Source organism: Streptomyces sp. NPDC001415 (assembly GCF_053597395.1).
The window spans coordinates 1-4,883 of sequence record NZ_JBSFIE010000058.1 but is presented as its reverse complement, the minus strand read 5'-3'; the positions used below and the strand labels follow the sequence as shown (position 1 = coordinate 4,883).

General features: G+C 72.5%; 5 protein-coding genes and 1 tRNA gene. 2 read left to right on the top strand and 4 right to left on the bottom strand.

Features of this window, described 5'->3' with window-relative positions:
- The first annotated feature begins 26 nt into the window (after window positions 1–26).
- A tRNA-Val gene (locus ACWC2B_RS36775) sits at window positions 27–101 on the top strand.
- Between the two features lie 248 nt (window positions 102–349).
- Here the strand turns inward: ACWC2B_RS36775 and ACWC2B_RS36770 are convergent.
- Window positions 350–559 (bottom strand): hypothetical protein, encoded by a 210-nt coding sequence (locus tag ACWC2B_RS36770; RefSeq protein WP_053723606.1) that lies wholly within the window; start codon window positions 557–559, stop codon window positions 350–352.
- A 198-nt stretch (window positions 560–757) separates the two neighbouring features.
- Window positions 758–1,036, bottom strand: coding sequence for a hypothetical protein (locus ACWC2B_RS36765; RefSeq protein ID WP_450724494.1), 279 nt, complete (start codon window positions 1,034–1,036; stop codon window positions 758–760).
- A gap of 200 nt (window positions 1,037–1,236) precedes the next feature.
- Here ACWC2B_RS36765 and ACWC2B_RS36760 point away from each other — a divergent pair, with 200 nt between their 5' ends.
- Complete coding sequence (locus ACWC2B_RS36760; protein WP_450724532.1) at window positions 1,237–2,427, top strand: serine/threonine-protein kinase; 1,191 nt, start codon at window positions 1,237–1,239, stop codon at window positions 2,425–2,427.
- 85 nt (window positions 2,428–2,512) lie between these two features.
- On the opposite strand, the gene ACWC2B_RS36755 is transcribed toward ACWC2B_RS36760, so the two are convergent.
- Entirely contained in the window at window positions 2,513–3,331 is an 819-nt protein-coding gene (locus ACWC2B_RS36755) for a TrmH family RNA methyltransferase (protein WP_450724492.1), read from the bottom strand.
- A gap of 136 nt (window positions 3,332–3,467) precedes the next feature.
- Complete coding sequence (gene cobA, locus ACWC2B_RS36750; protein WP_450724490.1) at window positions 3,468–4,688, bottom strand: uroporphyrinogen-III C-methyltransferase; 1,221 nt, start codon at window positions 4,686–4,688, stop codon at window positions 3,468–3,470.
- Window positions 4,689–4,883: the final 195 nt, after the last annotated feature.

The following is a 4,883-nucleotide window of genomic DNA, read 5'->3' as shown; positions in this document are numbered from 1 at the left end:
GGTCCTGTAAGGTTTGGGACCGTCCCGCGCGATTAGCTCAGCGGGAGAGCGCTTCCCTGACACGGAAGAGGTCACTGGTTCAATCCCAGTATCGCGCACCACCCGGAACCCCCGGCCTTCTCGAAGGCCGGGGGTTCCGTCGTTCGGTCCGAGCGGCCAACTCCCCCACCGGGGCGCCCAGTCGGGGGGTGGGGCCGCCCCGTCCGCAAGCGCAAAAGGCGTTGCCCGATCGACTCCCCAGCCGATCGGGCAACGCCTTTTACTGCCGTCCGCCGCACCCCCGTCCCCACGGGGCTGTAATGGCCGGATGTCCCCGACCCGGTCCGCTCTACCGGGTCCGGGGCGCCGCTCAGCGCCCCAGCATCACGCCCACGGACGACGCCTGTGTGACCACCGCGTCCCAGCCGCCGAAGACGACTACGAGCAGGGCCGCCAGGGGAAGGACCATGGCCGTTGCCACCAAGGGATGGCGCGGGCCGGATCGGCGGGCACCGAACGCGGCGCTGTACGCCCTGCGTCCCTGCGTGCGGATGATCGTCCGCGCAGCCGTGTCCGCCATGGTCCTCTCCTGTTCGTCTCTGAATCGGTCGGCAGCGGCGGGTGTCTGACCTCGGGGGACGAGTGCATCACCCGCCGCTTGTCTCCAACAGTAGGGATCCGCGCGGCGCCACACGTCATGCCCTCGTACCTATCTGCTGGCCTCCCAGGGGATGAGCCATCACCCCCGCACGTACTCCCCTGGGTGGAGACGGACCCCCTATGCCTTGGGGTCTTCCCGGAGGGGTCGGGTCTGCGCGCGGGCCTCCGCCTCCCCCGCGTCCTCCCGGGGGACGGGCTGCTCGACCAGGGCGAGCACCCGCGTCGCCATGAAGCGGGCCGTGCGCACGACCGTGCCGCTGCGGGTGACTTCGCTCACTTCCACCACCCCGCGACGGACCGCCGTCTCCACCTTGCGCCCCGCCCGGCTTGCCACCACTTCGTACGTCCGGGTCGTGTCTCCCGCGTCCACCACTATCTCCACGCGGTCACCCTTCATAGATCCAAACCCCCTTCTGCGACGGACCGTTGAGATCTCGCACGGGTCAGCGGCCAGGGATCCACGGGCTGCTGACCACTCTTCAAGTTTCCCACCCGGCACTGACAATCGGCCGGGCCGCGAGGGCGCGGCCTATGAGCACACCGGGCGACGGGTACGTAAGCTGTGCCACGTCAACAGGACTGGCAGCGGGGATGAAAATGGCGATGATGCGGCTCCGGCGCGAGGACCCGCGTGTCGTCGGCTCGTTCAGGCTCCACCGGCGTCTCGGCGCGGGCGGCATGGGGGTCGTGTACCTCGGTTCCGACCGGCGCGGGCAGCGGGTGGCGCTGAAGGTGATCCGGCCCGATCTCGCGGAGGACCAGGAGTTCAGGTCCCGGTTCGCGCGTGAGGTCTCCGCCGCGCGGCGGATCCGCGGCGGTTGCACGGCCCGGCTCGTCGCCGCCGACCTCGAAGCGGAGCGGCCCTGGTTCGCCACCCAGTACGTACCCGGCCCCTCGCTGCACGACAAGGTCGCCGAGGAGGGCCCGCTGACGGCCGCCGAGGCCGCCGCGATCGGGGCCGCGCTGTCCGAGGGGCTGGTCGCGGTGCACGAGGCCGGCGTCGTCCACCGGGACCTCAAGCCGTCCAACATCCTGCTGTCCCCGAAGGGGCCGAGGATCATCGACTTCGGGATCGCGTGGGCCACCGGTGCCTCGACCCTGACCCATGTCGGCACGGCCGTCGGCTCCCCCGGCTTCCTCGCCCCCGAGCAGGTGCGCGGCGCGGCGGTCACCCCGGCCACCGACGTGTTCTCGCTCGGCGCGACGCTGGCTTACGCCGCGATGGGCGACTCGCCCTTCGGCCACGGCAGTTCCGAGGTCATGCTCTACCGCGTGGTGCACGAGGAGGCGCAGCTGCGCGGCGTGCCGGACGCGCTGGCCCCGCTGGTCCGGGCCTGCCTGGCCAAGGACCCCGAGGAGCGGCCCAGCACGCTCCAGCTGTCGATGCGGCTCAAGGAGATCGCCGCGCGGGAGGCCCAGGGCGGGCTGCACGGGCAGGGTGCGGAGGCACGGCCGCCGGCCCAGCGCGAGCGGGTCGAGCTGGACCGGCCCACGGGGCGGCTCGACGACCGGACCCAGCGCTACACCGAGGCCGGTCGGGGCACGGGGCCGGCGTCTCGGCCCGGGCCGCGGACAGGGAGCCCTTCGCCGCGTACGGGGGGCTCGCGTCCGGGTGGGCCGCGCAGCAACGCCTCCCGCCCTGGGGGCCGGCCGGGCACCCGTCCTGGTTCCCGCACCTCCGGCGGGCTGCGGCCCGCCAACCCCCGGCTGCTGCGACAGCGGCTCACTGTGTTTGTGCTGGTTACGTTGATCGTGCTGCTGGGGATTGCGGCGGTCAAGCAGTTCTGAGGGTTCTGGCTGTGAGCGTTGGGTTTTGACCGCGGGCCGTCTGGGGCTGGTCGCGCAGTTCCCCGCGCCCCTAGGGCAGTTCTGCTCAGCCCGTAGGCCTGCCCGTGGCGACCGCGTAGAACGCCACCGCCGCTGCCGCGCCCACGTTCAGGGAGTCGACTCCGTGGGCCATCGGGATGCGTACCCACTCGTCCGCGGCCACCAGGGCCTGGGTCGAGAGGCCGTCGCCCTCCGCGCCCAGCATCAGGGCCACCTTGTCGAGCTTGTGCGGGGCGGCGTCCTCGATGTTGGAGGCCTTCTCGTCGGGGGTCAGGGCCAGCAGCTTGTAGCCGGCCTCGCGCACGGACTCCAGGCCCTTGGGCCACGACTCCAGGCGGGCGTACGGGACCGAGAAGACCGCGCCCATCGACACCTTCACCGAGCGCCGGTACAGCGGGTCGGCGCAGTCCGGCGAGAGCAGGACCGCGTCCATGCCGAGGGCGGCGGCGCTGCGGAAGATCGCACCGATGTTGGTGTGGTCGTTGACCGCCTCCATGACCACCACGCGGCGGGCGGTGGTGAGGAGTTCGTCGGCGGTCGGGAGCGGCTTGCGCTGCATCGAGGCGAGCGCCCCCCGGTGCACGTGGTAACCGGTGACGCGTTCGGCGAGGTCCGGGCTCACCGCGTACACGGGTGCCGGGAGTTCGTCGATGACGTCCCGCATGACGTCGACCCACTTGGCCGAGAGCAGCATCGAGCGCATCTCGTAGCCGGCGTCCTTGGCCCGTCTGATGACCTTCTCGCCCTCGGCGATGAAGAGGCCTTCGGCGGGCTCGCGGCGGCGCCGCAGCTCCACGTCGGTCAGGCCCGTGTAGTCGCGCAGGCGGGGGTCGTCGGGGTCCTCGACGGTGATGAGATCGGCCACAGGGTGATACTGCCTTGTCCTGGGTGAGGTGCCAACGGCTGGGACGGAGATCCGTTACCGGTGGTTACGGGCAAAGATGCGGGCGCTGGTGAAGACTCGGGCGCTGGTTGCGGGGCCTGGGTTCACGAGCGTCGGTTCACGGGCGGGAGTTCACCCTCACGACGTCGCCGATGACGATGACGGCCGGGGGCTTCACGTCCTCGGCCCTGGCCACCTCGCCGACGCTTCCCAGGGTGGCGTCCACGCGGCGCTGGGCGGCGGTGGTGCCTTCCTGGACGAGCGCGACCGGGGTGTCGGGGTTCTTGCCGTGCGCGACGAGCGCCTGCGCGATCGCGCCGATCTTGTCGACGCCCATCAGGATCACCAGGGTGCCGCGCAGTTGCGCAAGGGACTTCCAGTCGACCAGGGAGCGCGGGTCGTCCGGCGCCACATGGCCGCTGACCACGGTGAACTCATGGGCCACGCCCCGGTGCGTGACCGGGATCCCGGCCGCGCCCGGCACCGAGATGGAGCTGGAGATGCCGGGCACCACCGTGCAGGTGATGCCGGCCTCGGCGAGGGCCTGGAGCTCCTCCATGCCGCGCCCGAAGACGTACGGGTCGCCGCCCTTGAGCCGGACGACCGCCTTGCCCGCCTTGGCGTGCTCGATCAGAGCGTTGTTGATGGCCTCCTGCGCCATGAAGCGGCCGTACGGGATCTTCGCGGCGTCGATCACCTCGACGTGCGGCGGGAGCTCGTCGAGGAGGTCGCGGGGGCCGAGCCGGTCGGCGATGACCACGTCCGCCTCGGCGAGCAGCCTGCGGCCTCGCACGGTGATCAGGTCCGGGTCGCCGGGGCCGCCGCCGACCAGGGAGACGCCGGGGGTGCGGGTGCGCTGCTGCGGGGCGACGAGGGTGCCGTCGCGCAGGCCCTCGACGACCGCGTCCCGGATCGCGGCGCTGCGGCGCGGGTCCGGGGTGTCGGTGGTGAGGACGGCGACCGTGACGCCTTCGGAGCGGCCTGTGGCCGGCGTCCAGGCGGTGGCGGCGCTCGCGTCGTCGGAGCGTACGCACCAGACGCGGGAACGCTCGGCCTCGGCGGAGACGCGCTCGTTGGCCTCGGTGTCGGCGGTGGCGACCAGGGCGTACCAGGCGTCCGCGAGGTCCCCGTCCTGGAAGCGGCGCCGCTCCCAGCGGATCTCGCCCGCGTCCGCCATGGCCTCGACGGAGGGGGTGGCGCTCGGGGAGACCAGGGTGACGTCGGCCCCGGCGGCGATGAGGGCGGGCAGGCGGCGCTGGGCGACCTGGCCGCCGCCGACGACGACGACGCGGCGGCCGGTGAGGCGGAGGCCTACGGGGTACGCGGGGTGTTCGACCATGGCGGCGGTGCTCCTCGGGCGGAGTGGCGTGCGGTGTGCCGCTGCTGCGGTGAAGCGGCTGGTGGGAGGGGGTTCGCGGTCCCGCGGACAGCCTAAGGGGCGGGCGGGTGGTGTGGCACGAGCGGGGGCCGGGGTCACTGACCCCGGCCAGATCGGAAGAGCGACGTGGAGGGACAGAGTGTCGTACGCCGAGTG